This is a genomic window from Streptomyces noursei, assembly GCF_016917755.1.
GTDB classification, from domain to species: Bacteria; Actinomycetota; Actinomycetes; order Streptomycetales; family Streptomycetaceae; genus Streptomyces; species Streptomyces yunnanensis.
Genome location: NZ_CP070326.1, coordinates 4,369,303 through 4,393,575, shown reverse-complemented (window position 1 = coordinate 4,393,575; position 24,273 = coordinate 4,369,303). Strand labels below are relative to the sequence as shown.

At 72.6% G+C, this 24,273-nt stretch carries 22 protein-coding genes; 15 read left to right on the top strand and 7 right to left on the bottom strand.

What is annotated here, in order from left to right:
- Positions 1-112: 112 nt before the first annotated feature.
- The gene (locus JNO44_RS19250; protein ID WP_205365427.1) at positions 113-1,852 is read right to left on the bottom strand and encodes a dolichyl-phosphate-mannose--protein mannosyltransferase; all 1,740 of its coding nucleotides are present in this window, start codon (positions 1,850-1,852) and stop codon (positions 113-115) included.
- A gap of 106 nt (positions 1,853-1,958) precedes the next feature.
- Here JNO44_RS19250 and rsmI point away from each other — a divergent pair, with 106 nt between their 5' ends.
- The 7 genes from rsmI to JNO44_RS19215 all read left to right on the top strand — a co-directional run bounded on the left by rsmI (position 1,959) and on the right by JNO44_RS19215 (position 8,820).
- Positions 1,959-2,825, top strand: a complete 867-nt coding sequence (rsmI, locus tag JNO44_RS19245; RefSeq protein ID WP_205365426.1) for a 16S rRNA (cytidine(1402)-2'-O)-methyltransferase — start codon at positions 1,959-1,961, stop codon at positions 2,823-2,825.
- 292 nt (positions 2,826-3,117) lie between these two features.
- On the top strand, positions 3,118-3,567 hold the full coding sequence (locus tag JNO44_RS19240) for a hypothetical protein (RefSeq protein ID WP_205365425.1): 450 nt from the start codon (positions 3,118-3,120) through the stop codon (positions 3,565-3,567).
- A 33-nt stretch (positions 3,568-3,600) separates the two neighbouring features.
- Positions 3,601-4,476, top strand: coding sequence for a TatD family hydrolase (locus JNO44_RS19235; RefSeq protein ID WP_205365424.1), 876 nt, complete (start codon positions 3,601-3,603; stop codon positions 4,474-4,476).
- 119 nt (positions 4,477-4,595) lie between these two features.
- Positions 4,596-5,756 (top strand): resuscitation-promoting factor, encoded by a 1,161-nt coding sequence (locus JNO44_RS19230; RefSeq protein ID WP_205365423.1) that lies wholly within the window; start codon positions 4,596-4,598, stop codon positions 5,754-5,756.
- Positions 5,753-6,661, top strand: coding sequence for a 16S rRNA (adenine(1518)-N(6)/adenine(1519)-N(6))-dimethyltransferase RsmA (gene rsmA / locus JNO44_RS19225; RefSeq protein WP_205365422.1), 909 nt, complete (start codon positions 5,753-5,755; stop codon positions 6,659-6,661). Before JNO44_RS19230 ends, rsmA begins: the two co-directional genes overlap by 4 nt.
- Positions 6,658-7,608 carry a 4-(cytidine 5'-diphospho)-2-C-methyl-D-erythritol kinase gene (locus tag JNO44_RS19220; RefSeq protein ID WP_205365421.1) on the top strand — a complete coding sequence of 317 codons (951 nt, stop codon included), beginning with the start codon at positions 6,658-6,660 and terminating at the stop codon, positions 7,606-7,608. Before rsmA ends, JNO44_RS19220 begins: the two co-directional genes overlap by 4 nt.
- A gap of 438 nt (positions 7,609-8,046) precedes the next feature.
- Entirely contained in the window at positions 8,047-8,820 is a 774-nt protein-coding gene (locus JNO44_RS19215) for a hypothetical protein (RefSeq protein WP_240167587.1), read from the top strand.
- On the opposite strand, the gene JNO44_RS19210 is transcribed toward JNO44_RS19215, so the two are convergent.
- A complete protein-coding gene (locus tag JNO44_RS19210) occupies positions 8,798-9,742 on the bottom strand; it encodes a helix-turn-helix domain-containing protein (protein ID WP_240167586.1) in 945 nt (314 codons plus the stop codon). The two genes, JNO44_RS19215 and JNO44_RS19210, sit on opposite strands and share 23 nt — an antisense overlap.
- A 403-nt stretch (positions 9,743-10,145) precedes the next feature.
- On the opposite strand from JNO44_RS19210, the gene JNO44_RS19205 reads away from it, so the two are divergent.
- Positions 10,146-11,006 (top strand): helix-turn-helix domain-containing protein, encoded by an 861-nt coding sequence (locus JNO44_RS19205; RefSeq protein WP_205365420.1) that lies wholly within the window; start codon positions 10,146-10,148, stop codon positions 11,004-11,006.
- Positions 10,978-11,184 (top strand): DUF397 domain-containing protein, encoded by a 207-nt coding sequence (locus tag JNO44_RS19200; protein WP_205365419.1) that lies wholly within the window; start codon positions 10,978-10,980, stop codon positions 11,182-11,184. Before JNO44_RS19205 ends, JNO44_RS19200 begins: the two co-directional genes overlap by 29 nt.
- On the opposite strand, the gene JNO44_RS19195 is transcribed toward JNO44_RS19200, so the two are convergent.
- Positions 11,181-11,753 carry a Uma2 family endonuclease gene (locus JNO44_RS19195; protein WP_205365418.1) on the bottom strand — a complete coding sequence of 191 codons (573 nt, stop codon included), beginning with the start codon at positions 11,751-11,753 and terminating at the stop codon, positions 11,181-11,183. The genes JNO44_RS19200 and JNO44_RS19195 overlap by 4 nt on opposite strands.
- 179 nt (positions 11,754-11,932) lie before the next feature.
- On the opposite strand from JNO44_RS19195, the gene JNO44_RS19190 reads away from it, so the two are divergent.
- Together JNO44_RS19190 and JNO44_RS19185 are read left to right on the top strand one after the other, a co-directional pair.
- Positions 11,933-13,735: an ABC-F family ATP-binding cassette domain-containing protein gene (locus JNO44_RS19190; protein ID WP_205365417.1), complete on the top strand. Its 1,803-nt coding sequence runs from the start codon at positions 11,933-11,935 to the stop codon at positions 13,733-13,735.
- Positions 13,736-13,918: 183 nt separating this feature from the next.
- The gene (locus tag JNO44_RS19185) at positions 13,919-14,644 is read left to right on the top strand and encodes a response regulator transcription factor (protein ID WP_205365416.1); all 726 of its coding nucleotides are present in this window, start codon (positions 13,919-13,921) and stop codon (positions 14,642-14,644) included.
- Here the strand turns inward: JNO44_RS19185 and JNO44_RS19180 are convergent.
- Positions 14,641-14,940, bottom strand: coding sequence for a hypothetical protein (locus JNO44_RS19180; protein ID WP_205365415.1), 300 nt, complete (start codon positions 14,938-14,940; stop codon positions 14,641-14,643). The two genes, JNO44_RS19185 and JNO44_RS19180, sit on opposite strands and share 4 nt — an antisense overlap.
- 24 nt (positions 14,941-14,964) lie before the next feature.
- Positions 14,965-16,632 (bottom strand): sodium:solute symporter family protein, encoded by a 1,668-nt coding sequence (locus JNO44_RS19175; RefSeq protein ID WP_205365414.1) that lies wholly within the window; start codon positions 16,630-16,632, stop codon positions 14,965-14,967.
- A gap of 304 nt (positions 16,633-16,936) precedes the next feature.
- Here JNO44_RS19175 and galT point away from each other — a divergent pair, with 304 nt between their 5' ends.
- From galT to JNO44_RS19155, 4 genes are all read left to right on the top strand, one after another.
- Positions 16,937-17,983, top strand: a complete 1,047-nt coding sequence (galT, locus tag JNO44_RS19170; RefSeq protein WP_205365413.1) for a galactose-1-phosphate uridylyltransferase — start codon at positions 16,937-16,939, stop codon at positions 17,981-17,983.
- On the top strand, positions 17,980-18,981 hold the full coding sequence (galE, locus tag JNO44_RS19165; RefSeq protein ID WP_205365412.1) for a UDP-glucose 4-epimerase GalE: 1,002 nt from the start codon (positions 17,980-17,982) through the stop codon (positions 18,979-18,981). Before galT ends, galE begins: the two co-directional genes overlap by 4 nt.
- A 50-nt stretch (positions 18,982-19,031) precedes the next feature.
- The gene (galK, locus tag JNO44_RS19160) at positions 19,032-20,207 is read left to right on the top strand and encodes a galactokinase (RefSeq protein WP_205365411.1); all 1,176 of its coding nucleotides are present in this window, start codon (positions 19,032-19,034) and stop codon (positions 20,205-20,207) included.
- Positions 20,208-20,453: 246 nt separating this feature from the next.
- Positions 20,454-21,236: a response regulator transcription factor gene (locus JNO44_RS19155; protein WP_039635722.1), complete on the top strand. Its 783-nt coding sequence runs from the start codon at positions 20,454-20,456 to the stop codon at positions 21,234-21,236.
- 31 nt (positions 21,237-21,267) lie between these two features.
- On the opposite strand, the gene JNO44_RS19150 is transcribed toward JNO44_RS19155, so the two are convergent.
- The gene (locus JNO44_RS19150; RefSeq protein ID WP_205365409.1) at positions 21,268-23,286 is read right to left on the bottom strand and encodes a beta-galactosidase; all 2,019 of its coding nucleotides are present in this window, start codon (positions 23,284-23,286) and stop codon (positions 21,268-21,270) included.
- A gap of 122 nt (positions 23,287-23,408) precedes the next feature.
- Entirely contained in the window at positions 23,409-24,224 is an 816-nt protein-coding gene (locus tag JNO44_RS19145) for an SDR family NAD(P)-dependent oxidoreductase (RefSeq protein ID WP_235093527.1), read from the bottom strand.
- Positions 24,225-24,273: the final 49 nt, after the last annotated feature.

Below are 24,273 nucleotides of genomic sequence, written 5' to 3'. Positions count from 1 at the left end.
GGGACACGGGCAAGCGGTGAGTCTCGATCGGGGCACGGTCCGGTGACGCGCTGTCCAACTGTCGTCACAGGTTCGTCACAGGGGTCAGGTCGGGGCCTCGCGGGGGTCCGCGCTAGACCCAGCTGTCGAACCACATCCGGTTGTGCCAGGCGCTCTTGGGGATGGGCAGACCCGTATATAGGGGATAGAAGTAGACGAAATTCCACACGATCAGCAGAACCAGGACGCCGGCGCCGACCGCGCCGATGGTGCGGCGCCGCTCACTGGCCCGCGGCGGCCCGATGATCGCGCCGATCATCATCGCCAGCGCCAGACACAGGAACGGGACGAAGACCACCGCGTAGAAGAGGAAGATGGTCCGCTCCTGGTAGAGGAACCACGGCAGGTAGCCGGCGGCGACGCCGCAGGCGATCGCCCCGGCCCGCCAGTCCCGCCGGAACAGCCACCGCCACAGCACGTAGAGCAGTGCGAAGCAGGCCGCCCACCACAGCAGCGGGGTGCCCAGCGCCAGTACCTCGCGGGCGCAGCCCTCGGCGGCGGTGCAGCCGTCCTGTCCGGCCTTGGGGTCCTCGTAGAAGTACGAGACCGGGCGGCCCAGCACCAGCCAGCTCCACGGGTTGGACATGTAGGTGTGCGGGGTGGTCAGTCCGGTGTGGAAGGCGTAGACCTCGGTCTGGTAGTGCCACAGGCTGCGCAGCCAGTCCGGCAGCCAGGTGAAGGAGCTGTTCCGGCCTTCGGGCGAGGTGGCCCAGTCGCGGTAGTAGCCGCCCTTGGTGGCGATCCAGCCGCTCCAGGACGCCAGGTAGGTGGCGAGCGCCACCACGACGGTGGAGACGAAGGCGGGCAGCGCGTCGCGCCACAGCGCCGCCCGGAACGGGTGCCGGGCGCCGGCGGTGCGCCGCGCCCCCATGTCCCACAGCACCGACATCAGCGCGAACGCCGCCAGGAAGTACAGGCCGTTCCACTTCGTCGCCGCCGACAGGCCCAGGCACAGTCCGGCCGCGATCCGCCACGGGCGCCAGCCCAGCCGCAGTCGGCCGCCGACCTCCGCGTCGGGTCGGGCCAGCCCCTCGGGGTTCGTGGGCAGTGCCGCCGCCAGCCGGGCCCGGGTGCGGTCCCGGTCCACCAGCAGGCAGCCGAAGCCGGCCAGCACCCAGAACATCACGATCAGGTCGAGCAGCGCGGTGCGGCTCATCACGAAGTGCAGGCCGTCCACCGCCAGCAGCCCGCCGGCCAGGCAGCCCAGCGCCGTCGAGCGCAGCAGCCGCCGCCCGATCCGGCAGACCAGCAGCACCGACAGGGTGCCCAGCAGCGCGGTCATGAACCGCCAGCCGAAGGGGTTCATCCCGAACGCCCACTCGCCCAGCGCGATCAGCCACTTGCCCATCGGCGGATGCACGACGTACGAGTGCTCCGGCGAGAGCAGGATCTGTGGGGGATGGGCCAGCAGGGCGTCGTTGGCGTTCTTCGCCCAGGTGCCCTCGTAGCCGTACTGGAGCAGCGACCAGGCGTCCTTGGGGTAGTACGTCTCGTCGAATATCACCTTGCGCGGGCTGCCGAGGTTCCAGAACGTCAGCACGCCCGCGAACAGCGTCACCAGCAGCGGCCCGAGCCAGCCCGACCAGCGTGCCAGCCGCAGTGCGAGCTGCGGGCCGGCGCCGAGCAGCGCCCACACCCGCCCGTCCGGCTCGGGGAACGGCGCCACCAGCCGCGTCCGGACGTCGGCGCCGGGACGGGCGACGTATCCGAACCGGCGCAGTCGCCGCTGCCACACGGGGGGCCGGTCGGTCGGCTCCGGGGTGCGCAGGGTGGCCGCGTGCGTCGCGGTGGTGTCACTTCTCACCCGGCCCATCGTAGGGAAGCGGCCTGTGCGGCGGGGGTCCGCGGCGCCGGCCGGTGGCGCGCGTCACCGGCACGGGCCCGATCGGGGAGCGGCGCGGGGCTGGGAGGATGGGAGGGTGACTGGAACGCTGGTACTTGCAGGGACGCCCATCGGCGAGGTCGCGGACGCCCCGCCGCGACTCGCCGCCGAGCTGGCCGCCGCCGATGTGATCGCCGCCGAGGACACCCGGCGGCTGCGCCGGCTCACCCAGGCGCTGGAGGTGCAGCCGACCGGCCGGATCGTGTCGTACTTCGAGGGCAACGAGGCGGCCCGGACGCCCGAGTTGGCGGACGCGCTGTCCGGCGGTGCGCGGGTGCTGCTGGTCACCGACGCCGGGATGCCGTCGGTCTCCGACCCCGGCTACCGGCTGGTGGCGGCGGCCGTCGAGCGCGGCATCAAGGTCACCGCGGTCCCCGGCCCGAGCGCGGTGCTCACCGCGCTCGCGGTGTCCGGGCTGCCGGTGGACCGGTTCTGCTTCGAGGGCTTCCTGCCCCGCAAGGCGGGGGAGCGGCTCTCCCGGCTCCGCGAGGTCGGCGGGGAGCGGCGCACCCTGGTCTACTTCGAGGCGCCGCACCGCCTGGACGACACGCTCGCCGCGATGGCCGAGGTCTTCGGCGCGGACCGCCGGGCCGCGGTCTGCCGGGAGCTGACCAAGACCTACGAGGAGGTCCGGCGGGGCGGGCTGAGCGAGTTGGCGGCGTGGGCCGCCGAGGGCGTCCGTGGGGAGATCACGATCGTCGTCGAGGGGGCGCCGGAGAGCGGGCCGGCGGAGCTGGACGCCGCGGAGCTGGTGCGCCGGGTGCGGGTCCGCGAGGAGGCCGGGGAGCGTCGCAAGGAGGCGATCGCGGCGGTGGCGGCGGAGGCCGGGCTGCCCAAGCGGGAGGTCTTCGACGCGGTGGTGGCGGCGAAGAACGCCGAGCGGGATGCCGCCGGGACGTCGTGATCGGGCGGCCGGCCCGGTGCACCCCGCCGGGCCCCGCTGTGCCCCGCTGAGCGCGACCGCGCTCGGGAGAGCGTAAAAGCCCAGGCCACAGCCCTGAACCGACCCACAGGAAGGTAAATGGCCGGCATCGAAGGTAAAGCGATTCACCCCCTTGCGGTCCGTTTTTCCTACGACCTGCCAAATCTGGGCCAATAGGTAGCAGCTCGGCTGCGCTCCGGCCGCGAAAGGCGTTCCCTGGGAACCGGGACGTCCGGTCCCCGGAGAGCTTGTCCAGAGGACAAGAGGAGCGCACATGAGCGACATCACGAAGACCACCGCCGGCATCCCCGGTGCGGCCCCTGCAAGCCCCCTCCCGCCCCGCCCCCGACCGTCCGAGCCCGCCGCCCGCGAGGCGTACGCGTTCTGCTGCATGGGCTGCGGCCACGGCTGGGAGCAGGCGTACGAGATCGAGCACCAGGTGGATGCCAAGGGCGTCACGCACGCCGTCTACTTCGCGGACGGCGAGCGGGTCCCATCCCCCCTGACCCGTCCGACGTGCCTCAACTGCGGCGGCCACGTTGTCCGCATCATGCGCTCCGGCCAGGTCTCGATGGTCTCCGACGCGATCGCGAACATGCACCAGCGCCCGCATCACCGGAAGAACTCCCACCAGGGCGCGGACGGCGACCCCGCCGCCGAGTCGGGACGGCACCACTGGCACCTCTCCGACCTGCTGCACCCCTTCCAGCACCACCGCAAGTGAGGCGGCGGCCGCGGTCCTCGTAGGATCGCGGCCATGGCCAAGCAGGACAAAGACACCCCGCCGCCGCTGCCCGAACCGCTCCGGGTTCCGGTCGCGGACTCGCACACCCACCTGGACATGCAGGGGACCACCGTCGAGGAGGCCCTGGCCACGGCCGCGTCGGTCGGCGTGACCACCCTCGTCCAGGTCGGCTGCGACCTGAACGGCTCCCGCTGGGCGGCGGACACCGCCGCCGCCCACGAGGCCATCCACGCCACCGTCGCCCTGCACCCCAACGAGGCGCCCCGGATCGTCCTCGGCGATCCCGACGGTTGGTCGCGGCAGGGGGCCAGGGAGCCGGGCGGCGACGCCGCGCTGGACGCCGCCCTCGCCGAGATCGACGCGCTCGCCGCCCGCCCCGAGGTCCGCGGCGTCGGCGAGACCGGCCTGGACCACTTCCGCACCGGCCCCGAGGGCATGGCCGCCCAGGAGCGGTCCTTCCGCGCCCACATCGAGATCGCCAAGCGGCACGGCAAGGCCCTGGTCATCCACGACCGCGAGGCCCACGACGACGTGCTGCGCATCCTGCGCGAGGAGGGTGCGCCCGACCGGGTCGTCTTCCACTGCTACTCCGGCGACGCCGCGATGGCCGAGGTCTGCGCCGCGGCCGGCTACTTCATGTCCTTCGCCGGCAACGTCACCTTCAAGAACGCCCAGCCGCTGCGCGACGCCCTCGCGATCGCCCCGCCGGAACTGCTGCTCGTCGAGACCGACGCGCCCTTCCTCACCCCCGCGCCGTACCGCGGACGGGCCAACGCGCCCTACCTCATCCCGCTCACCCTGCGGGCCATGGCCGACGTCAAGGGCATGACGGAGGACGCGCTGGCCTCGGCCGTCGCCGCCAACACCGCCCGCGCGTTCGACTACTGACGGCCGCCGCACCGCGCCCGGCGGACCCGCCCCGCCGTGGCGCGAGTTCGCCCTCGCCGCCCGCCCTCCGCTACATTCCGCGGTTGAGCGGTTACCGGACGACCCGTGGCAGGTGCAGCGTGACTCCTTCGCCCAGTGGCCACCGAGCCGGGCGCGGCCGGGGCCGCCGCCGGCGCACCCGCGAGAGGCCCGAACAACTGCGTCGGCTGGTGCCCCGGGCCCTGGTCGTCGCCTTCCTCGCCGGCGGCACCACGGCCTTCGTCGCGCACGACAAGGCCGTCAAGCTCAGCGTCGACGGCGACCCCCACACGCTGCACACCTTCGCCGACGACGTCGACGAACTCCTCGCCGACCAGAACCTCGCGATCGGCGACCACGACATCGTCGCCCCCGCCCCCGGCTCCGACCTCACCAGCGGCGACGAGGTCGTGGTCCGCCACGGCCGGCCGGTCATGCTCACCCTCGACGGGGAGCGCCGCCAGGTGTGGACCACCGCCGACACCGTCGCCGGTGCGCTGCACCAGCTCGGCGTCCGCGCCGAGGGCGCCTACCTCTCCACCGCCCGCTCCCAGCCCATCGGCCGGCACGGCCTGGAACTGCACGTCCGCACCGAGCGCTCCCTGGTCTTCGTCGCCGACGGCCGCGAGTACCGGGTCCGCACCAACGCCGCCACCGTCCGCGAGGCCCTCGCCGAGGCTGGGCTGGCGCTGCGCGACCACGACACCACCTCGGTGCCGCCGGACAGCTTCCCCCGTGAGGACCAGACCGTCTCGGTGCTGCGGATCACCGGCACCACCGAGGTCCGCGAGGAGACCATCCCGTTCCGCACCGTCAAGCGGCCCGACCCGCAGCTGACCGTCGGCACCGAGGCCGTGGTCCGCCCCGGCGTCCCCGGCCTGCGGCGGGTCACCTACCGCCTGGACACCGTCAACGGCGTGCGCCGCAAGCCCCGCAAGGTCGCGACCGAGACGGTCCAGGCGCCGCGCCCGCAGATCGTCCACGTCGGCACCCGGGCGCTGCCCACCTCCGTCCGCGGCGCCGACGACCTCGCCTGGGGCGCACTGGCCGCGTGCGAGGCCGGCGGCCGGCCGGACGCGGTCGACGCCTCCGGCACCTACGGCGGGCTCTACCAGTTCGACGTCGGCACCTGGCGCCGGCTCGGCGGCAGCGGTCGCCCCCAGGACGCACCCGCCGAGGAGCAGACCTACCGGGCCAAGAAGCTCTACGTCACCCGGGGCGCGAGCCCCTGGCCGGCCTGCGGCCGTAAGCTTCACGGGTGAGCGACCGCAAGACCACTGACGAAATCGGCCCGCTGCTGGGCCCCGCCGATGTCCGGGAACTGGCCGCAGCGCTGGGCGTACGCCCCACCAAGCAGCGCGGCCAGAACTTCGTCATCGACGCCAACACCGTCCGCCGGATCGTCCGGACCGCGCAGGTCCGCCCCGACGACGTGGTCGTCGAGGTCGGCCCCGGCCTGGGCTCGCTGACCCTGGCGCTGCTGGAGGCCGCCGACCGGGTCACCGCTGTCGAGATCGACGACGTGCTCGCCGCGGCGCTGCCCGGCACCGTCGCCGCCCGGCTGCCCGAGCGCGCCGACCGCTTCACCCTGGTGCACAGCGACGCCCTGCACATCACCGAACTCCCCGGCCCGGCGCCCACCGCGTTGGTCGCCAACCTCCCGTACAACGTCGCCGTCCCGGTCCTCCTCCACATGCTGGAGCGGTTCCCGACCATCGAGCGGACCCTGGTCATGGTCCAGGCCGAGGTCGCCGACCGGCTCGCCGCCGGGCCCGGCAACAAGGTCTACGGCGTCCCGTCGGTCAAGGCCAACTGGTACGCCGAGGTCAAGCGGGCCGGTGCGATCGGCCGCAACGTCTTCTGGCCCGCCCCGAACGTCGAGTCCGGCCTGGTCTCCCTCGTCCGCCGCGCCGAACCGCTCCCGTCCCGGGTCTCCCGCGAAGAGGTCTTCGCCGTCGTCGACGCGGCCTTCGCCCAGCGCCGCAAGACCCTGCGGGCCGCCCTCGCCGGCTGGGCGGGCTCGGCCTCGGCGGCCGAGGCGGCCCTGGTCGCGGCCGGCGTCTCGCCGCAGGCCCGCGGCGAGTCGCTGACCATCGAGTCGTTCATCGCCATCGCCGAGAACAAGGTTCCGGCCGCCGACGCCACCGACCAGGAGCCCACCCGATGAGCCGCCCCGACAGCACCGGCGCCCCCGGCACCACCGTCCGGGTGCCCGCCAAGGTCAACGTCCAGCTCGCCGTCGGCGGGCGCCGCCCCGACGGCTTCCACGACCTGGCCAACGTCTTCCTGGCCGTCGGCCTGTACGACGAGGTCACCGCCACCCCCGCGGACGCCCTGACGCTCACCTGCACCGGCCCGGACGCCGACCAGGTCCCGCTGGACGACACCAACCTCGCGGCCCGCGCGGCCCGCGCGCTGGCCGCCCGCCACGGCCTGGACCCCGCCGTCCACCTGCACATCGCCAAGGACATCCCGGTCGCCGGCGGCATGGCCGGTGGCAGCGCGGACGCCGCCGGCGCCCTGCTGGCCTGCGACACCCTGTGGGGCACCGGCGCCACCCAGGACGAACTGCTCGCCATCTGCGCCGAGTTGGGCAGCGACGTACCGTTCAGCCTGGTCGGCGGCGCGGCGCTCGGCCGCGGCCGGGGCGAGTTGCTGGAGCCGCTGCCCGTCGGCGGCACCTTCCACTGGGTCTTCGCGGTCGCCGACGGCGGCCTGTCCACCCCCGCCGTCTACAAGGAGTGCGACCGCCTCCGCGACGCCTCCGGCACCGGCGCGACCACCGCCGACATCCCCGACCCCGAGCCGTCCCCGGCCCTCCTGGACGCGCTGCGCACCGGCGACCCGGCCGCCCTCGCCGCGGCCCTGGACAACGACCTCCAGGCGGCGGCGCTCGCGCTGCGCCCGTCGCTGGCCGCCACCCTCACCGCCGGCACCGAGGCCGGGGCGCTGGCCGCCCTGGTCTCCGGCTCCGGCCCGACCACGGCGTTCCTGGTGGCCGACGCCGACCAGGCCGACCGGGTCGCCGCCGCCCTGCGGGCCTCGGGCACCTGCCGCACGGCCCGCACCGCCGCCGGTCCGGTACCGGGCGCGACGGTCGTCGCCGACGGCTGACGCGACGCGACGGTCGTCACCAACGGCCGGCTCCTGAACGGCCATTCGGCACCCCCGAGCCGTTCGGGCCGTGTTGCCGTGTTGCCGTGTCCGATCCGCGTCCCTGCCGTGTCCGCCACCCGGCAACCGCTCGCCATGCCGTTCGAGTCTGATCTTGCATGACGGGTTCGAGAGCGGGCATCCGGCGACGGCGCGCGACCACGGCCGTGGCGGCCGCACTGGTGATGGCGCTCGGCGGGGCGGTGACGTCCTGCGGCGCGAAGGGCTCCGAGCGGACGGACAAGTCTTCCCAGAGGGCGAAGTTGGCGTTCAAGGACGCGCTGCACACGCACTACCTCCGGGCGTTCGACAAGTCGGAACGGGAGCAAATAGCCGACTCTTCCGAACCGTTCTACGTCAACTTGGAGGCGAGCGGCCTTTCCCCGGACACGGGGGCCGGTGACTGCCAGGAACGTCAAGGTGACCGTCGAGCTGTCCGCCGCGAAGGCGGTGAGGTTCGACACCACGAAGGGGCAGGCGACGCTGCGCAGGCAGTACAGCAACTGCCGTTACGACAAGGCCGACGCGCCGACGAAGGCGGTCTGTGCGTTCCCCGGGCCGCTGCCCGCCGGAGCGGCGTACGAGACCGACCGGCCGTTCACGGCCGCGGTCGCCGAGACCGGAAGACAGGGCCTGATCACCTACACCGTGTATCCCGCGCCCAACACACCGGCCGATGCACAGCTGCCCGACTCGGCCCCGCGGGGATCCGGTGCGCCGCTCGGGCTCCGCACGGTCGACGGCAGCCTCTTCACCACGTACGGCCGGGAGTCGGCCCACGGTGGAGTGCGGTTCCTCACCACCCGGACCCAGGATCGGCAGGTCAACGGGTTCAACCTCAAGGGCCAGGTGGGCCAGACGAACGACATCAGCGTGATGGACGTGAACGGCTACTTCGAGGGTGACACGTACCTGACCCTGCCCGAGGGCGTCAGCCTGGGATGGCACCCATCGGGCGAAGGGCACGAAACGCTCTACTGCGGCTACGTCGACCAGAAGAACCGGAAGGTGCTGTGCCCGGCACCTCTGACCGACCCCGCCATACTGCGGTTCCGCATCGACAAACGGGTCGAGGGCGCACAGGGCACGATCTCCGTGAAACCCGATCCGGAGCACCCGGACGCGGACCTGACGAACAACACCGCCCCGATCACGATGGAGTACGTCGACTGACGGCCCGGCGCGGGCGCGGCGTCACGGGTACCGCGGCAGGCCGTCCGCCAGCCTCCATGAGGCTGGATCGGCAGTCGCGGCACAGTCCCGGTTGCGGCGCGCGGAAGGCGCGTTCGCAGCCGTCGCAGGTCTGGAGGGGGTCCGGGCGCGGAGGCGCCGGTGTGCTGGCTGGGAGCGGCGGCGGCAGCGACGCCGTGAGGCGGTGGGCGAGCAAGGCCGCCGGACTGCGGAGGTCGGGCGGCAGATCGGCCGCGAGGGTGCGGCGTACGGCATCAGGCGGTGCCTCGCGTTCGAGCCAGGCGCTCACGGCCGGGGCGAGGCGTGCCACGTCCGCCTCGGAGAGCAGCAGGCGCGGATCGTCGCGCCGCAGCTCCACGAGTATGCGGTGGGCCAGGCGCGTCCCGTCCGGGCTGGGGCGACGCGGCGCGGGAAGCGGTGCACGTGCCGGTTTCGGTGCCGGTTCGGGTTTCGGCGTCGACCGTGGCGTCGGCTTCGCCTCGTGTTCCCGTTCCGGCCTCGCGGCCCGTTGGGCGGGGCGGGCCACGGGGCAGGGGGCTGCGCCCGGCTGGTTGTACGAGACCGTGCGCGTCACCACCCGCCCGCTCGGCAGTCGCTCCCGCGTGCGCTTCAGGTACCCAGCCGCCTCCAACTCTCGCAGCGCGGAGGCGATCCGTGCCTCGCTCTCGGGGAAGCGGGCGGCCAGGCACTTGATGCCGATGCGGGCCCCGGCGGGCAGCGACTGGATGTGCAGGGCGAGCCCGATCGCCACGAGCGTCAGTCCACGGTGCTGGGCGAGGTGGTTGCCCACCACTGTGAAGTGGCTGGTGTGACGGGAGTTGGCGTGAATGACGCCGGACGAGGGAGTCGGCGCGGGAACGCGGGACACGGGGCGCGAGGGCGCGCTAGGGTTCTTGAGAGCCATTGGGAAGGTTTCGGCTTCCTAGTTGGTCAGGCCCTCGTTCGGGATTGCCGTCCCGGCCGGGGGCCGAAGCATGTGTGCGGTGGTGCACGTGTCGCGGCGAGCATATGCCGCTCAACCCTCCTCAAATCCAGCTGAGTTGGCCCAAGTCACCCGTGTGGGTGGCGTGGGTGACGGGGAGGTCGGAGGGGTTGGGATAGGTCCTTTCCCCGGTCTTTGAGCCTTTACGTCGTGCCGGGCCGCGACGTGGCCCACCGGGTCGAGGGAACGTACGATCCGGTGGCGCCCGAGTGAGCCACCCACATGTGCGCATTACGGCGGATTGCCCACGCGGCGGCGCCGTGCGCGCATAGCGTGCCGAGGAATCGCTTTGTACCGGGCAACGAGCAAGCAGCGGTGGTGAGTTATGCCCCCTCGCAAGGACGCAGACCCCTCAGCCAGTGTCCCGTGCTTCTACGGCGCCGAGATGCGCTTCCTACGGGAACAGGCCGGCCTCACGCTCGAACAGCTGGCGGAGGGCAGCTATCGCGGCATCTCGCTGCTCAGCCAGATCGAACGCGGCGAGCGCAGCATGCCGCTGGATCTGGCCCTCCACGTGGACAAGAAGCTCAACACGAACGGATTCTTCGAGCGTCGCTGCGAAGCGGCGGCGAAGGCCCGCCGGGCCGGTCACGCGGAGTACTTCGCAGACGCGCTGGAGATGGAGCAGCGGGCCGAGACCATTGAGGAGTGGGCGCCGATGCTCGTCCCGGGCCTGCTGCAGACGCCGGACTACACGCGGGCGGTTGTGCGGGCTGCTATGCCGAGGGTGACGGACGATGAGGTCGAGGAGAAGGTGACGGCCAGGATGTCCCGGGCTGTGATCTTCGACGCGGAAGCACCCCCGAAGTTCTGGGTGATCCTGAGCGAGTCACTGGTTCGTCGTCCAGCCCTCCAAGGCGAGCAGATGGCGGAACTGCTGGAGCACATTGCGAGGGTGGTAAGGACCACACACTCGATTCTGCAGCTCCTTCCGGAATACGACGGACTGGGGCCGTTCGCGATGGGGATGGCCAAGTTCATGACGTTTGCGGATGCACCACCAGTGCTGTACGTCGAGAGCCTGCACAGCGGCCAACTCATCGACTATCCGCCGCTCGTGAAGCAGTACCGCGAGTCGTACGATCTGCTCAGGGCCGCCGCACTGTCGCCCGCGGCGTCTCTGTCCGTGATCGAGACAGCGGCAGGGGACTACCGAAATGGCAAGCAGAGCGCTCGACTTGAGTAACGCTTCGTGGCGTAAGAGCAGCTACAGCAACGGCACCGGCGGGGACTGCGTCGAGGTCGCCGACGGCCTCCCCGGCGTCGTCCCCGTCCGGGACAGCAAGGATCCGCAGGGGCCCGCGCTGGTCTTCTCCGCCGCCAGGTGGTCGTCGTTCGTGTCGGCCCTCAAGGGCGACGCCTAGAGCTCGTCGATGGCGGTCAGGTCGATGTCGATGGGGTAGGGCTTGTCGACCTTGATCCGGTCGCGGTGGACGCCCATGTGCACGTACGCCCTGGTCATCGCGTCGAGCTCATAGACGTGGATGACGGGCCTGCCGTCGCCTCCGTCGCACTCGACGCGCCAGAAATTCGGGATCCCGGCGGCGGCGTACTTCCACGGCTTGGTCGTGCGATCGCGGGATTCGGAGTCCGGGGAGACGACCTCGACGGCGAGGAGCACGTCCCTGCCCCGGAAGCTCATCTGGTTCAGCCCGGTGACCGCTGCTGCCCGGATCACGCTCAGATCAGGCTCGGGGCCGTTGCGCCTGTCGAGGATGACGGTCATGTCGTGACTGACCTTGACCTCGGCCGGCCGACTCGAACGCAGGCCGCTCATCAGCAGGTCGACCGCGGTGCAGTGGAAATTGTTCTGCGGGGCCGCGAAGACCAGGCTCCCGTCGATCAAATCCGTGTGCCGCGGGAGATCCGGCAGTGTGAACAGGTGGTCCACCGTGTACCCGTTCAGCGGGGGCCTCGGCCAGTGTCGTTCCATGGGTGGGATTCTTCGGCCTGCTCGTCCAACAGGGCGGCCGTATCGCCGTGGGTCATCACAAAGGGTGACCGCCCCTGCGTGTGGCCCCCAGGCAGCCACCCCCGAAGCCTCCCGCCCCGTGGCGACTACTCTTGGAGACCGACCGATCCCCGATCGGGGATGCACAGACCAGGAGTGAGATGGCCGCCAACCTCGTCAATCTGGAAGCCGTCGACAAGGTGTACGGGACCCGTGCGCTGCTCGACGGTGTCTCCCTCGGTGTCAACGAGGGCGACCGGATCGGCGTCGTGGGTCGGAATGGCGACGGCAAGACCACGCTGATTCGGATCCTCGCCAAGCTGGAGTCCGCCGACACCGGTCGGGTCACGCACGCCGGTGACCTGCGGTTGGGCGTGCTGACCCAGCACGATTCGCTGGACCCGGCCGCCACCATCCGGCACGAGGTGATCGGTGATCTCGCCGATCACGAGTGGGCCGGCAACGCCAAGATCCGGGACGTGCTGACCGGGCTGTTCGGGGATCTGCACCTGCCGGGGTTCACGCAGGGCCTGGACACCGTCATCGGGCCGCTGTCCGGTGGTGAGCGGCGGCGGATCGCGCTGGCCAAGCTGCTGATCGCCGAGCAGGACCTGATCGTGCTGGACGAGCCGACCAACCACCTCGACGTGGAGGGGATCTCCTGGCTCGCCCGGCATCTGGCGGCGCGGCGCTCCGCGCTCGTCGTCGTCACCCACGACCGGTGGTTCCTGGACCAGGTCGCGACGCGGATGTGGGACGTCCAGCGCGGCGCCGTCCACGAGTACGAGGGCGGCTACTCCGACTACGTCTTCGCGCGGGCCGAGCGGGAGCGGATCGCCGCCTCCGAGGAGGCCAAGCGGCAGAACCTGATGCGCAAGGAGCTGGCCTGGCTGCGGCGCGGCGCCCCGGCGCGGACCAGCAAGCCGCGGTTCCGGATCGAGGCGGCCAACGAGCTGATCGCGGACGTGCCGCCGCCGCGGGACAACGCCGAACTGATGAAGTTCGCCAGCTCGCGGCTGGGCAAGACGGTCTTCGAGCTGGAGGGCGTGACCGTCCAGGCCGGGCCGAAGGTGCTGCTCAAGCACCTGACGTGGCAGCTGGGCCCGGGTGACCGGATCGGTCTGGTCGGCGTCAACGGCGCGGGCAAGACCTCGCTGCTGCGGACGCTGGAGGCCGCCGCCCGTAGTGGGGGCGAGCAGCAGCCGGCGGCCGGCAAGGTCGTGGTCGGCAAGACCGTCAAGCTCGCCTACCTCTCGCAGGAGGTCGCCGAGCTCAACCCCGCGCTGCGGGTGCTGGAGGCCGTCCAGCAGGTCCGTGACCGGGTCGACCTCGGCAAGGGCCGGGAGATGACGGCGGGGCAGCTGTGCGAGAAGTTCGGGTTCACGAAGGAGAAGCAGTGGACGCCGGTCGGGGACCTCTCCGGCGGTGAGCGGCGGCGGTTGCAGATCCTGCGGCTGCTGATGGACGAGCCGAACGTGCTGTTCCTGGACGAGCCGACCAACGACCTCGACATCGAGACCCTGACGCAGCTGGAGGACCTGCTCGACGGCTGGCCCGGCTCGATGATCGTCATCAGCCACGACCGGTACTTCGTGGAGCGCACGACGGACCGGGTGTTCGCGCTGCTGGGCGACGCGGCGCTGCGGATGCTGCCGCGCGGCCTGGACGAGTACCTGGAGCGCCGGCAGAAGGTGATCGAGGCGGCGACACCGGCGCCCGCGCAGCCGGCCGCCGCGGCGCCCAAGAAGCCGGCCGCCGTCAACCGCGCGGCGCAGAAGGAGCTCCAGCGGATCGAGCGCCAACTGGACAAGATCGGGGAGAAGGAGGCGTCGCTGCACGCGCAGATGGCCGAGCACGCCACCGACTTCGAGAAGATCGCCGGACTGGATGCGCAGCTGCGCGAACTGGGCGGGCAGCGCGAGGAGTTGGAGCTGCGCTGGCTGGAGCTGGCCGAGGACGCGTAGGCCCGTGCCGGCCACCGGTCCGGGGTCCGGGAAAGGGGCGGCAATCGGCCCCGATGGGACGGGATTCCCGCGTTCCGGTGGTCTTCTCCCCCCTAAGGGGCGCGCATCGGCGGCCGAGCGTGTAGCTTCCCGGGAACACACGGAGCGAGACTGGGCAGTCGGGGAGTTGAGGGGGTCCGCTCGATGGGCGTGCGGCTCATGGTCGTCGACGATCACCGCTTGCTCGCCGAGGCGCTCGCCTCGGCCCTGAAACTGCGGGGGCACCGGGTCCTGGCGGCCGCCGCGCCCAGCGCCGGGGCCGCGGAACTGGTGGTGAGCCGGTCGCCGGAGGTGTGTCTGCTGGGCACCGCGGGGCCGGCCGAGCCAGGTGTCTTCGACCCGGTCGTCCGGATCAAGAAGGAACGGCCGCAGATCGCGGTGGTGGTGCTCGGGCCGGTGCCCAGCCCGCGCGGGATCGCCGCCGCCTTCGCCGCCGGGGCCTCCGGTTACGTCCGCAACGACGAGCGCATCGAGGGCGTCGAGCGGGCGATGCTCAAGGCGCGGGCGGGCGAGGCGGCAGTCGCCCCGCAACTGCTCCAGCAGGCGTTCGGGGAGTTGCTGCACCCCGCCGCCCAGCCCGACGACGAGGGGGCGCGGCTGCTCCAGCTCCTCACCCCGCGCGAGGTGGAGGTGCTGGTCCGGGTCGCGGAGGGCGAGGACACCCGGGTGATCGCGGCCGGCATGGCGATCGCGCCGAGCACCGCCCGCACCCACGTCCAGCGGGTGCTGATGAAGCTGGAGGTGGGCTCCCGGTTGGAGGCGGCCGCGCTGGCCGCCCGGACCGGCCTGCTGGAGCGCGTCCAGCGGTCCCGGTCGGGCCAGGGCCCGTCGGGCGGGTCGGGGCCGGACCGGGCCCAGGGTCTGGCCTAGGACCGGGCGCCGGGCTCCTCCGGCAGGTCCTGTGCGGCGGGCGGGACGGTGGGCCGCAGCTTCAGCCACACCAGGAAGAACAGGCCGAGCGCGAGCATGCCCAGGCCGGTCCAGAGGTTGATGTTGATGTTCTGGGCCTTGCGCAGGTCGGCGTCGGAGGCGGTGAGCCCGGCGATCGTGACCATCACGCCGTAGACGACGAACAGGCCGCCGATGATGCGCCGGACGTCGAAGAGCCGGGCCGCGGTGGCCGACGTGCGCTCCAACTCGCTCACTTCGTTGTGCAGTTCGGACATGGCGGGGTCTCCGGTCAAGGTGAGTCAGAGCGAGTAGGGCAGGTAGCAGAGTGCGGCGAGGGCGACGGCGCCCCAGCCGAGCAGCGCGGGCTTGCGGTACCAGGCGTCGTCGCCCTCGGAAGGCGGCTCCTCCAGGCCCGGCGCCGTGGTTCCCCACACCAGCCCGGCCAGCTCGGCCTCCGGCTTGGGCTCGGTGAAGAGCGTGACGACGACCATGACGAGCGCGCCCGCGACGAAGCCGACGATCGCGGAGACGAAGTTGGCGCCCTGGTCGGTGGGGATGGCGATGATGCCCTGCTTGTAGATCCAGAAGTAGTTGAGCATCGCGGCGGTGGTGCCGGCGAGCAGGCCCCAGACACCGGACTTCACCGAGGCCCGCTTCCAGAACATGCCGATGATGAAGACCACGAACATCGGCACGTTGAAGAAGGAGAACAGGGTCTGGAGGTAACCCATGATGTTGGAGAACGACGAGGCGATGAAGGCGGTGCCGATCGAGGCCAGCACGCCGATCGCGGTGATCAGCCGGCCGAAGCGCAGGTAGTACCCGTCGGGCCGGCCCGGCTTCACGTACTTGGCCCAGATGTCGTACGTGAAGACGGTGTTGAAGGACGAGACGTTGGCGGCCATGCCGGCCATGAAGGCGGCGAGCAGGCCGGTGACGGCGATGCCCAGCACGCCGTTGGGCAGCAGCTCCTGCATCAGGTAGGGGATCGCGTCGTTGTACTGCAGGCCGCCCGGGGCGCCGATCTTCGGGACGAGGACGGCGGCGACCAGGCCCGGGATCATCACCAGGAAGACGATGAACATCTTCGGGAAGGCGGCGATGAGGGGGGTGCGCCGGGCGGCGGAGAGGTTCTTCGCGGACAGTGCGCGCTGCACCTCGGCGAAGTTGGTGGTCCAGTAGCCGAAGGAGAGCACGAAGCCCAGGCCGAGGATGATCGTCAGCCAGTTGGCGCCCAGCGGGTTGGCCTGGCCGATGCCCGTACCGCCCCAGGCCGTCAGGAAGTTGGGGCCGTGCGACGAGGTGAGCGAGTGGGTCAGGCCGCCCCAGCCGCCGACCCGCTTGAGGCCGAGGACGACCAGCGGGATGAGCGCGGCGAGGATCACGAAGAACTGCAGCACCTCGTTGTAGATCGCCGAGGAGAGGCCGCCGACGGTGATGTAGGCGAGGACGAAGAGCCCGGCGACGACGATGGCCACCCACTGCGGCCAGCCGAGCAGCGCCTCGACGACGATCGACAGGGCGTAGAGGTTGACGCCCGCGATCAGGACGGCGGCGAAGGCGAAGAGTACCGAGCTGAGCAGGTGCGCGGACCTGTCGAAGCGCTGGAGCAGGAACTCCGGTACGGAGCGGACCTTCGAGCGGTAGTAGAAGGGCATCATGACCAGGCCGAGGAAGACCATGGCCGGGATGGCACCGATCCAGTACCAGTGGACGACCGCGACGCCGTACTGCGCGCCGGTGGCCGCCATCCCGAGGATCTCGGTGGCGCCGAGGTTGGCGGCGACGAAGGCGAGCCCGGTGACCCAGGCGGGCAGCGACCGCCCGGACAGGAAGAAGTCCAGGCTCGTCTTCACGCTGCGTCGGGCGGCGAAGCCGATGCCGAGGACGACGACGAAATAGATGGCCAAGATCGCGTAGTCGAGCCCGTTGGTCGGGAGACGTAGCCCGTCGGCCAGAGTGATCATGGGCCCTCTTTCCGGGGAGTACTGCCTTGTCGGGGGCGCAGCGGTGTGCGCGAAGCGAACGCACAAAAACGTACGCACAGTCGTCCGAAAACTGAATAGTTTTGTTTGATTCAGTTGTTGGATCATGGGCGATGGTTTTGGAATGTGTCGCTGTTTATCCGCTATGGCCGTTATGCGGGATCGAGGGGCCGTGCCGTGAACCCAGCGGGGCGATCACGACCGCGCGTTGACGGCGCTGTTCGATTGTGCTTCATTGTGTTTGTTTGTGTTTGGGTGGTGTGGCCGCCATGGTGAGGAGCTCCCGGTGAAGAAGACGACGACCCGGCTCGCGGACGGCCGGGAGCTGATCTACTACGACGCGTCCGACGACACCGTCCGCACCGCCACCGACCCCCGCCCCCTCGACCCGGTCGCCACCGCCGCCGAGGTCCGTGCCGACCCGCTGCTCGGCGACGCCGTCGCGATCGCCTCCCACCGCCAGGGCCGCACCTACCACCCGCCGGCCGACGAGTGCCCGCTGTGCCCCTCGCGCGAGGGCCGGCACACCGAGATCCCCGCCGACGCCTACGACGTCGCCGTCTTCGAGAACCGCTTCCCCTCCCTGGCCGGCGACCACGGCCGCTGCGAGGTGGTCTGCTTCACCCCCGACCACGACGCCTCGTTCGCCGACCTCACCGAGGACCAGGCCGCACTCGTCCTCGACGCCTGGACCGACCGCACCGCCGACCTCTCCCGGCGCCCCGGCGTCGCCCAGGTCTTCTGCTTCGAGAACCGCGGCGCCGAGATCGGCGTCACCCTCGGCCACCCGCACGGCCAGATCTACGCCTACCCCTTCGTCACCCCGCGCACCGAGCGGATGCTGGCCTCGCTCGCCGCGCACCGCGAGGCCACCGGCCGCAACCTCTTCGACGACGTCGTCGCCCGCGAACGCGCCGACGGACGCCGGGTCGTCCTCGACGGCGACCACTGGGTCGCCTTCGTCCCGTACGCCGCGCACTGGCCCTACGAGGTGCACCTCTACCCCAGGCGCCGGGTCCCCGACCTGCTCGCCCTCGACGAGCCCGCCCGCACAGAGTTCCCACAGATCTACCTGGAAGTCTTGCGGCGGTTCGACCGGATCTTCGGCCCGGAAGCGCCCCCGACGCCGTACATCTCCGCCTGGCACCAGGCGCCCGTACACGCCGCGGACCGCTCCCAATTCGCCCTCCACCTAGAGCTCTTCACCGTCCGCAGGACTTCCGGCAAGCTGAAGTTCCTCGCGGGTTCCGAGTCCGGCATGAACGTGTTCATCAACGACGTGCCGCCGGAGATCGCGGCCGACCGACTGCGAGAGGTAGCGAGCAAGCCATGAGCAAGTACCTGGTGACGGGCGGAGCGGGCTACGTGGGCAGCGTGGTGGCCCAGCGCCTGCTGGAGGCCGGACACACCGTCACGGTCCTCGACAACCTCAGCACCGGCTTCCGCGCCGCCGTCCCGGCCGGCGCCGCGTTCGTCGAGGGCGATATCCACGACGCCGCCCGCTGGCTCGACGCCTCCTACGACGCGGTCCTGCACTTCGCCGCGTTCTCCCAGGTCGGTGAGTCCGTGGCCAAGCCCGAGAAGTACTGGCAGAACAACGTCGGCGGCAGCATGGCGCTGCTCGCCGCGATGCGCACCGCCGGCGTGCGCACCCTCGTCTTCTCCTCCACCGCCGCGACCTACGGCGAGCCGGTCGACACCCCGATCACCGAGACCGACCCGACCGCCCCCACCTCGCCCTACGGCGCCAGCAAGCTCGCCGTCGACCACATGATCGGCGGCGAGGCCGCCGCGCACGGCCTGGCCGCCGTCTCCCTGCGCTACTTCAACGTCGCCGGCGCCTACCGCGGCTGCGGCGAGCGCCACGACCCCGAGTCGCACCTCATCCCGCTGGTCCTCCAGGTCGCCCAGGGCCGCCGTGAGGCGATCTCCGTCTACGGCGACGACTACCCGACCCCCGACGGCACCTGCGTGCGCGACTACATCCACGTCGCCGACCTCGCCGAGGCCCACCTCCTCGCCCTCAAGGCGGCCCACCCGGGCCAACACCTCATCTGCAACCTCGGCAACGGCAACGGCTTCTCGGTCCGCGAGGTGATCGAGACCGTCCGCAAGGTCACCGGCCACCCCGTCCCCGAGGTCGCCGCCCCGCGCCGCCCCGGCGACCCGGCCGTCCTGGTCGCCTCCGCACGGACCGCCACCGACCGCCTCGGCTGGCGCCCCACCCGCACCGACCTGGCCGGAATCGTCGCCGACGCCTGGGAGTTCGCGCAGGCCATCGCCGACCCGGCACATTCCGACCCGGAAAATTCCAGCCCGTCCGGCGTTTGAGGACCGGGGTCCGGGGCGGAGCCCCGAGCCGACCGCACGAAGGAACCCACGTGACAGACACGGCGCACGGCGCACGGCAAACGGCGGCGGCCTTCCGCGCCGTGTACGGGGCGGAGCCCACCGGCATCTGGGCGGCCCCCGGTCGGGTCAACCTGATCGGTGAACACACCGACTACAACGACGGCTTCGTGATGCCGCTGGCCCTCCCGCACACCACCCTCGCCGCCGCAGCACCCCGCACCGACGGGGTGCTGCGGCTGCACTCCGCAGGCGCCGACGGCGGCGTCGTCGAGCTGCGCCTCGACGAGCTCCGCCCGCCGTCCGCCGGGGCCGGCTGGGCCGCCTACCCGGCGGGCGTGGCCTGGGCGATGCGGGCGGCCGGACTGCCGGTCGGCGGCGCCGACCTGCACTACACCAGCACCGTTCCGCTCGGCGCCGGCCTCTCCTCGTCGGCCGCCCTGGAGGTCGCCACCGCGCTCGCCCTCGACGACCTGCACGGCCTGGGGCTGCCCCGCGAGGAGCTGGCCCGGCTCGCCCAGCGCGCCGAGAACGCCTTCGTCGGCGTGCCCTGCGGGATCATGGACCAGACCGCCGCCGCCTGCTGCACCGCCGGCCACGCCCTCTTCCTCGACACCCGCGACCTCACCCGCCGCCACGTTCCGTTCGATTTGGCGGCGGAGGGGCTGTGCCTCCTCGTCGTCGACACCCGCGTCCGCCACCAACTGGGCGACGGCGCATACGCGGAGCGGCGCGCCGGATGCGAACGCGGCGCGCGGGCGCTCGGCGTGCGTGCGCTGCGCGACGTCCCGTACGCGCATCTGTCCGCGGCCCTGGACACGCTCGCCGGCGACCCGGTCGTCCAGGGACTGGTCCGTCACATCGTCACCGAGAACCACCGGGTGGAACAGACCGTCGCCCACCTCGACGCCGGTCACCCCCGTGCCATCGGCCCCCTGCTCACCGCCGGACACGCCTCCCTCCGCGACGACTTCAAGATCTCCTGCGCCGAACTCGACCTCGCCGTCGACACCGCCCGCGCCGCCGGCGCGCTCGGCGCCCGGATGACCGGTGGCGGCTTCGGCGGCTCCGCCCTCGTCCTCGTCGACGAGGACGCCGCACCGGCCGTCACCGAGGCGCTGTACGCGGCGTTCGCCGCCGCCGGCCACACCGCCCCGCGGATCTTCCCGGCCGTCCCCGGCCCCGGCGCCCACCGCCTGGCGGTGTAGGCCCCCGTCAACCTCCCGCCTGCCGCCGCGCGCCCCCGCCACTTTCGTCAATCACCTTCCCCCGCCGCACCCCGTCCGTACGCTGTCACCAGCGCCGGTGGGGGCCGGTGCCGACCAGGGGGCGAGACCGTGGGGGGCACGCCCGGGGCGGGTGGCCGGGGGCCGCGGCGTCAGCCGTGCGGTGAGGCGATCTTCAAACCGGGCGCCGTGCCCGCTATGGTCCGTTCACCGAGACAGGGGGTCTCTGTGCAACGAATCCGGGTTCTGGTGGTCGACGACCACCGCATCTTCGCCGAATCCCTGGCGGCCGCGCTGGCCGCGGAGGTGGACGTGGACGTCGCCGCGGCGGGCAGCGCCCCGGCGGCGCTGCGCACACTGGACCGGGCCGCCTCCGACGGCCGCCGCTTCGATGTCCTGCTCGCCGACGCCGACCTGGCCGCGCCGCTGCTCGCGGTGCCCGCCCAGGGGCCCGCCCGCGACGGCGCGCCCCGTGAGAGCCCGCCCCGCGGCGGCCCGACGGACGGCATCGCGCTCGTCTCCGGCCTGCGCACCAGCCACCCGTACCTGCGGACCGTGGTCCTCGCCGACCGCGACGACCCGCGCCGGGCCGCCGCCGCCCTCCAGGCCGGCGCCTCCGGCTGGGTCGCCAAGGACTCCTCGCTCTCCCGGCTGCTGGCCGTCATCCGCGGCGTCCTGCGCGACGAGACGCATCTGCCGCCCGCCCTGCTCACCGGCGTCCTGCGGGAGCTGACCGCGGCCCGCAAGCACCGCACCGAGAGCGAACGGCTGGTGGAGTCGCTGACCCCGCGCGAACGCGAGGTGCTGCGCTGCATGGTCGCGGGGCTGGGCCGCAAGGCGGTCGCCGAGCGGCTCTTCCTCTCCCCGCACACCGTCCGCACCCACATGCAGAACGTGCTGGGCAAGCTCGGCGTGCACTCCACCCTCGCCGCGGTCGCCCTGGCGCGCCGGGCCGGCGTCGGCCCCGCCGAGCTCGAAGGGGCCGCGGCGGGCCCGCTCACCGTGCCCTGACCCCGGGCCCCGGCCCGACGGCCCGGACGGATCACCCCGCGGCGCCCCCACCGCCCTCCGGGCCCGGACCGGTCAGCACGGCCACGCCCCGGGCGGCCAGCTCCACCCGCGTCACCGTCGCCGCCCGGGGCGACAGAGCGTCCCGCAGCGGCTCCGGCAGCGGCACCTCCACCGCCCGGCACCCGTGGTTGAGCAGGAACACATACCGGCCCCCGGCGCCCTCCCGCACCGTCGCCTGCACACCCGCCGGCAGCCCCGGCAGCACCGGCGCCACCCCCGCCGCGGCCCGCACGTCGTCCAACAGGGCCCGCAGCAGCGCCGGTTCGAGCCGGGTGCCCAGGTACCAGGCCGTGCCCCGCCCGTAGTCGTGCCGGGTCACCGCGGGCCGCCCGGCCAGTTCCCCGTCCAGGAACCGCGCCACCACCTCCGCGCCCGCCGGCACGATCTCCTCCGACCACAGGTCGGCCCGCCCGCCGTGGCCTCCCGCACCCCCCACCGCCACCGACGCCCCCTCCGCCAGCGGCCAGAACTCCGCCACCCGCAGCCCCAGCAGTTCCCGCAGCGGGCCCGGATAGCCCCCGGGGTGGACCCGGTCGCACGCGTCGACGATCCCCGAGAAGAACGACACCACCAGGTGGCCGCCGCCGCGGACGTACGCCGCCAGCCGCGCCGCGTGGTCGGCCGTCAGCAGGTACAGGTTGGGCACCACCACCATCGGGTACGGCGTGAGGTCCCGGTCCGGCGGCACCACGTCGCACGCCACCCCCGCCTCGAACAGCGGGCGGTAGTGCGCCAGCGCGCTGTGCGAGTGGTCCAGCGCGGTGGACGGCCGGGAGTCCAGCTCCAGGGCCCACCAGCTCTGCCAGTCCGCCAGCAGCGCCACCGACGCCCGCGACCGGGTCCCCTCGATTCCCGGCACCGCCGCCAACTCCCGCCCCAGCTCGCACACCTCACGGAAGATCCGGGTGTCCGTCCCGCCGTGCGGCAGCATCGCCGAGTGGAACTTCTCCGCCCCGCCCCTCGACTGCCGCCACTGGAAGAACAGCACCGCGTCCGCGCCCTGCGCCACCGCCTGCCAGCTCCACAGCCGCATCGCGCCGGGCGGCTTGGGCCCGTTGCGGGGCCGCCAGTTGACCGCGCCGGCCGCCTGCTCCAGCAGCAGCCACGGCTGCCCGCCGCGCGCCGACCGCATCAGGTCGAAGACGTAACCCGCCCGGACGTGGTCGTCCGGCACGTGCGGGTCCTGGTAGAAGTCCAGCGCCACCACGTCCATCGACGGCGCCCAGCCGAACGCGTCCACCGGTTTGTGCTGCGGCATCAGATTGGTGGTCACCGGCACCCCCGGCGTCAGCCGGTCGAGCACCGCCCGCTCGGCCAGATAGCAGTCCTTCAGCGCCTGGTCGCCGAACCGCAGATAGTCCAGCTGCTGCGCCGGATTGGCGAACGTCGGCGCGGTCCGCGGCGGCAGCACCTCCGCGAAGTCCCCGTACGCCTGCGACCAGAACGACGTCGACCAGGCGTCGTTGAGCGCCGCCACGGTCCCGTAGCGCTCCCGTAGCCAGCGCCGGAAGTCCTGCGCCGACACCTCGCAGAAGCACTGCCGGGTGTGGCACCCGTACTCGTTGCCCACATGCCACATGGCCAGCGCCGGATGGTCGGCGTACCGGGTCGCCAACTGCTCCACCAGCCGCACCGCGTGCGCCCGGAACACCGGGCTGGACGGGCAGAAGTGCTGCCGCGCGCCCGGCCAGCGGCGCTGCCCGTCCGGCCCCTCCGGCAGGATCTCCGGGTGCGCCCGGCTCAACCACGGCGGCGGCGACGCGGTCATGGTCGCCAGACACACCTCGATCCCGGCGCCCGCCAGCCCGTCCAGCACCCGGTCGAACCACCCGAAGTCCCATTCCCCCGGCCGGGGTTCGACCTTCGCCCAGGAGAAGATCCCGGCCGTGACCATGGTGACGTGGGCCGCCTTCATCAGCTCCAGGTCCTGCGCCCACACCTCCTCCGGCCACTGCTCGGGGTTGTAGTCGCCGCCGAATCGGATGCCCATCGGACCTCCTGGCTCGCATACGGGATTCCGGCGCCGGGCGGCCCTGGGGCACACCGCGGCGCCACGTCACGGGCGCCGCCCGCCACGACCGCCCGCGGAGCGCCGCCCCCTTCAGGTCTGCCTCACGAGGAGTTCTTGTACACGCTCCAGCCGCCGTCCACGACCAGGCTCGCCCCCGTCACGAACGACGCCTCCTCGGACAGCAGGAACGCGATGGCCGCCGCGACCTCCTCGGGCCGCCCCAGCCGCCGGGCCGCCGTCTCCGCCGCGCTGGCCCGCCGCTGCTCCTCGTCGATGCCGTCCCACGCGGCGGTCAGCACCGGCCCCGGCAGCACGCAGTTGACCCGCACCTCGGGCCCGTACTCCACCGCCAACTGCCGCCCCAGCCCGGTCAGGCCCGCCTTGGACGCCGCGTACGCAGGCCGTCCCGGCAGCCCCACCAGCGCGTGCACCGACGATGTGAGCACCACCGCGCCGCCGCGCTCCCGCAGGTCCGCCAGCACCGCCCGCACGCCCAGGAACGCCCCGGTCAGATTCACCGCCAACTGCCGGTCCCAGTCCGCCGGAGAGGTCTGGTCGGCCGGTGCCATGTGCGGCAGGTAGGCGTTGCTGACCAGGCCGTCCACCGGCCCGTAGCGGGTGTGTGCCGCGGCGACGGCCCGCCGCCAGTCGTCCTCGCCGGCCACGTCGCAGTGCTCGTAGGAGGCCCGTCCGCCGGCCGCCCGGATGCGCCGTGCGGTGCGTTCCCCGCGGGCGTCGTCGATGTCCAGCAGCAGCACCGCGGCGCCCTCGGCCGCCAACCGGTCCGCGGTCGCCGCTCCGATGCCGCCGGCGGCCCCGGTCACCAGCACCGTCCGCCCCGCGAACCGCCGCCTCCGTCTGCCCGCGCCGCCGTAGTACGGACCTACTGGCGCCCCGTCCGTCCCCTGCTGGCTCATGCCATGATCCAAGCCCACCCCGGGCCGGCCCGGCAAGAGGACGCCGGTC

Excerpts from the sequence above, each read along its gene's own strand:
- JNO44_RS19150 (WP_205365409.1), bottom strand. The coding sequence starts at position 23,286 with ATGGGCATCCGATTCGGCGGCGACTACAACCCCGAGCAGTGGCCGGAG.
- JNO44_RS19145 (WP_235093527.1), bottom strand. The coding sequence starts at position 24,224 with ATGAGCCAGCAGGGGACGGACGGGGCGCCAGTAGGTCCGTACTACGGC.
- JNO44_RS19220 (WP_205365421.1), top strand. The coding sequence starts at position 6,658 with ATGAGCCGCCCCGACAGCACCGGCGCCCCCGGCACCACCGTCCGGGTG.
- JNO44_RS19240 (WP_205365425.1), top strand. The coding sequence starts at position 3,118 with ATGAGCGACATCACGAAGACCACCGCCGGCATCCCCGGTGCGGCCCCT.
- JNO44_RS19185 (WP_205365416.1), top strand. The coding sequence starts at position 13,919 with ATGGGCGTGCGGCTCATGGTCGTCGACGATCACCGCTTGCTCGCCGAG.
- galE (WP_205365412.1), top strand. The coding sequence starts at position 17,980 with ATGAGCAAGTACCTGGTGACGGGCGGAGCGGGCTACGTGGGCAGCGTG.
- JNO44_RS19175 (WP_205365414.1), bottom strand. The coding sequence starts at position 16,632 with ATGATCACTCTGGCCGACGGGCTACGTCTCCCGACCAACGGGCTCGAC.
- JNO44_RS19200 (WP_205365419.1), top strand. The coding sequence starts at position 10,978 with ATGGCAAGCAGAGCGCTCGACTTGAGTAACGCTTCGTGGCGTAAGAGC.
- JNO44_RS19195 (WP_205365418.1), bottom strand. The coding sequence starts at position 11,753 with ATGGAACGACACTGGCCGAGGCCCCCGCTGAACGGGTACACGGTGGAC.
- JNO44_RS19190 (WP_205365417.1), top strand. The coding sequence starts at position 11,933 with ATGGCCGCCAACCTCGTCAATCTGGAAGCCGTCGACAAGGTGTACGGG.
- JNO44_RS19250 (WP_205365427.1), bottom strand. The coding sequence starts at position 1,852 with ATGGGCCGGGTGAGAAGTGACACCACCGCGACGCACGCGGCCACCCTG.
- JNO44_RS19210 (WP_240167586.1), bottom strand. The coding sequence starts at position 9,742 with ATGGCTCTCAAGAACCCTAGCGCGCCCTCGCGCCCCGTGTCCCGCGTT.
- JNO44_RS19205 (WP_205365420.1), top strand. The coding sequence starts at position 10,146 with ATGCCCCCTCGCAAGGACGCAGACCCCTCAGCCAGTGTCCCGTGCTTC.
- JNO44_RS19235 (WP_205365424.1), top strand. The coding sequence starts at position 3,601 with ATGGCCAAGCAGGACAAAGACACCCCGCCGCCGCTGCCCGAACCGCTC.
- JNO44_RS19180 (WP_205365415.1), bottom strand. The coding sequence starts at position 14,940 with ATGTCCGAACTGCACAACGAAGTGAGCGAGTTGGAGCGCACGTCGGCC.